This window comes from Roseovarius aestuarii (genome assembly GCF_019966515.1).
Lineage (GTDB): Bacteria > Pseudomonadota > Alphaproteobacteria > Rhodobacterales > Rhodobacteraceae > Roseovarius > Roseovarius aestuarii.
This window is the reverse complement of sequence record NZ_JAIMIB010000058.1, coordinates 1-2,311: the sequence shown is the minus strand read 5'-3', so window position 1 is coordinate 2,311 and position 2,311 is coordinate 1. Positions and strand designations below refer to the sequence as shown.

The 2,311-nt window shown below is 56.3% G+C and carries 2 protein-coding genes; one reads left to right on the top strand and one right to left on the bottom strand.

Features of this window, described 5'->3' with window-relative positions; translation table 11 throughout:
• Positions 1-165: 165 nt before the first annotated feature.
• Positions 166-384: a hypothetical protein gene (locus tag LC334_RS22980; RefSeq protein WP_139836569.1), complete on the bottom strand. Its 219-nt coding sequence runs from the start codon at positions 382-384 to the stop codon at positions 166-168.
• Between the two features lie 311 nt (positions 385-695).
• On the opposite strand from LC334_RS22980, the gene LC334_RS22975 reads away from it, so the two are divergent.
• On the top strand, positions 696-1,907 hold the full coding sequence (locus LC334_RS22975) for an MFS transporter (protein ID WP_085802636.1): 1,212 nt from the start codon (positions 696-698) through the stop codon (positions 1,905-1,907).
• Positions 1,908-2,311 lie beyond the last annotated feature (404 nt).

Genomic DNA, 2,311 nt, shown 5'->3' with positions numbered 1-2,311 from the left:
GCGCCTGCGGCAAATGTCTGCAAAGCGGGCTGCTACCGCAGCATTTTGAATGGTCGGTGAAAGGCAGGTTTGGGCCGCAAAGGGCTACTCGTCGGGATCTACAGCTGCCTCTTTTGTACCTGCCATTGCGAAGCAGCCCAATGTTCGTTTGTGCGAATTCCTGAGTCAGAGGAACATAAATTGATCAATCAGAATCTCCATCTGGGAATCTTCATTGGAATAATCATGCACGTCATTTTGATCAATCTGGTCATCAATACCAAGCTCCCGATGACCGAACAAATCCCGATAAGCATAACTAGTAGTATAGTCAGCGCGGAAGTAGTCGAGCGTGTTTGTGGTTGTATCAACTTCGATTATCTGAGTGTTTGAGAATACGGCCATGATGTGTTCCTTTCGCATTTCTATTTTTGGTTCTTACAAATGCAGATACGAGCAAAGCAGGCGAAAAGTTTCAGCGACACCGCAAACAAAAGATTTTTCGCTGTGTTAGAGGCGAAGAACAAGTGGCCGCGCCGCCGCATAAAAGGGGAGTGCTGAAGGTCGGCATTGGGCCGAGAGTGCTGGATCAACGCCAAATCCCTGTTGTCCGTTCCGTCCGCGAAACTGGCTTGCCGATGAAGCTTTTTTGCTCTTCGGAGGCATTGATCTCGTTTAGCAGGCGTGACAGCCTCAACCGGCTGGGAGACCTATCCATGACGATAGAGAGTAAACACCTCAACGCCGCGATATTTGCTGGATGCGTTATCGCCTTTCTGAGCTTTGGCTTTTCGGCGACATTCGGCATCTTCATGGCGCCAATGTCTGCCGATCTGGGCTGGGGTCGAGAGGTCTTCTCGCTCTCCGTCGCCGTGCAGCTCCTCACCTGGGGCATTTCTCAACCGATCGCAGGGGCTGTAGCCGACCGCTATGGCACAGCACGGGTTCTGGCCGCGGGCGCCGTTCTGGCTGGGATAGGTTTTCTTCTCAGAGGCATCGTTACCGACCCGACGCTTTTCATTCTCACCGGCATCCTCACAGGAGCGGGCACAGGCGCCGCATCCTTTCCCATCGTGATCGGGGCGCTCGGCAAGATCGTCTCGGCAGAGCGCCGGAGCTTCATCATGGGGCTTGGCACGGCGGCCGCGTCACTTGGCATGTTCGTCTCGGCGCCCGCCGCGACGGCGATGATCGGAGGGTTTGGCTGGCAACCGTCGATCCTGCTGATCGGCGCGAGCTTCGCGCTGATCCTGCCCTGTCTCGTCTTCATCGCCCGCGTGTCCAAACCGACAGCCTCAGGATCCTCCGCGAAAGACTTTGGCACCGCACTTTCGACGGCCTTCTCCGACCGAAGCTATCTTTGCCTCTTCTTCGGGTTCTTCGTCTGCGGCTTCCATGTCGCCTTCATCCAGACGCACCTGCCCGCCTATGTAATCGACCTCGGCCTCGCCGCGTGGATCGGCGGTTGGTCGCTGGCATTGATCGGGCTCTTCAACATCGCGGGCTCATTCTTCGCCGGTTGGGCCGGTCAGGCCCTCTCAAAAAGGTGGGTGTTGACCGGGATTTATTTGGGCCGCGCCATTGTTATTGCGATCTTCATCTTGCTGCCAATTTCAGAGAGCTCTGTTCTCGTCTTCTCTGCTGTCATGGGGCTCCTTTGGCTCGCCACCGTGCCGCTCACCATCGGGCTTGTCGCACAGACGCAGGGGCTGAAGTTCCTTTCGACGCTTGCGGGGCTGGTCTTCCTCAGCCATCAGACCGGAAGCTTCCTCGGCGCCTGGCTTGGCGGGCGCATCTACGACCTCAATCAGGACTACACGCCTATGTGGTGGGCGGCGGTCGTTCTTGGACTGCTGGCAGCACTCATCCACATCCCGATCCGCGAGGAACCCGGGCCACTCGCCCGCGCCGAAACAGACGCCCGCTGAAGTCGCTTCACTGCAACAGCAACTTCTTTGCGACGCGCTGCCCTGCGCCCATTATTTTTCCGATAGAAGGTCCAAAGAGGCCATGGCGCAAAGGTCACCAAAGTCCGCAGAGCGCTAGCTCGTTGAATGCTTGATTTCGCACACGCAGCGAACGGCAGGTTCGACGGGCCGCAGCGCGGCATCTTCACCGGTCGGTGAAAGGCAGCAAAGGGCCGTTATTTCACATAAACAATGCCTGAGCTTGAACATCTCGCGTGTCCAACATACCTCTAAACGACTGGAATGGAGATTTTATGTCCTGGTAAGGATGGGAGGCAATGGGCCTCCCGACGCATGCTCGACACAGAAAACCGCTGCTGAAGGTTTTTCAGCGGTTACTTGAGTTGCATTCTCAGAAACATCTG

What these genes read in the sequence shown, in the direction of transcription:
- LC334_RS22975 (WP_085802636.1), top strand. Translation starts at nt 696, where the DNA reads ATGACGATAGAGAGTAAACACCTCAACGCCGCGATATTTGCTGGATGC.
- LC334_RS22980 (WP_139836569.1), bottom strand. Translation starts at nt 384, where the DNA reads ATGGCCGTATTCTCAAACACTCAGATAATCGAAGTTGATACAACCACA.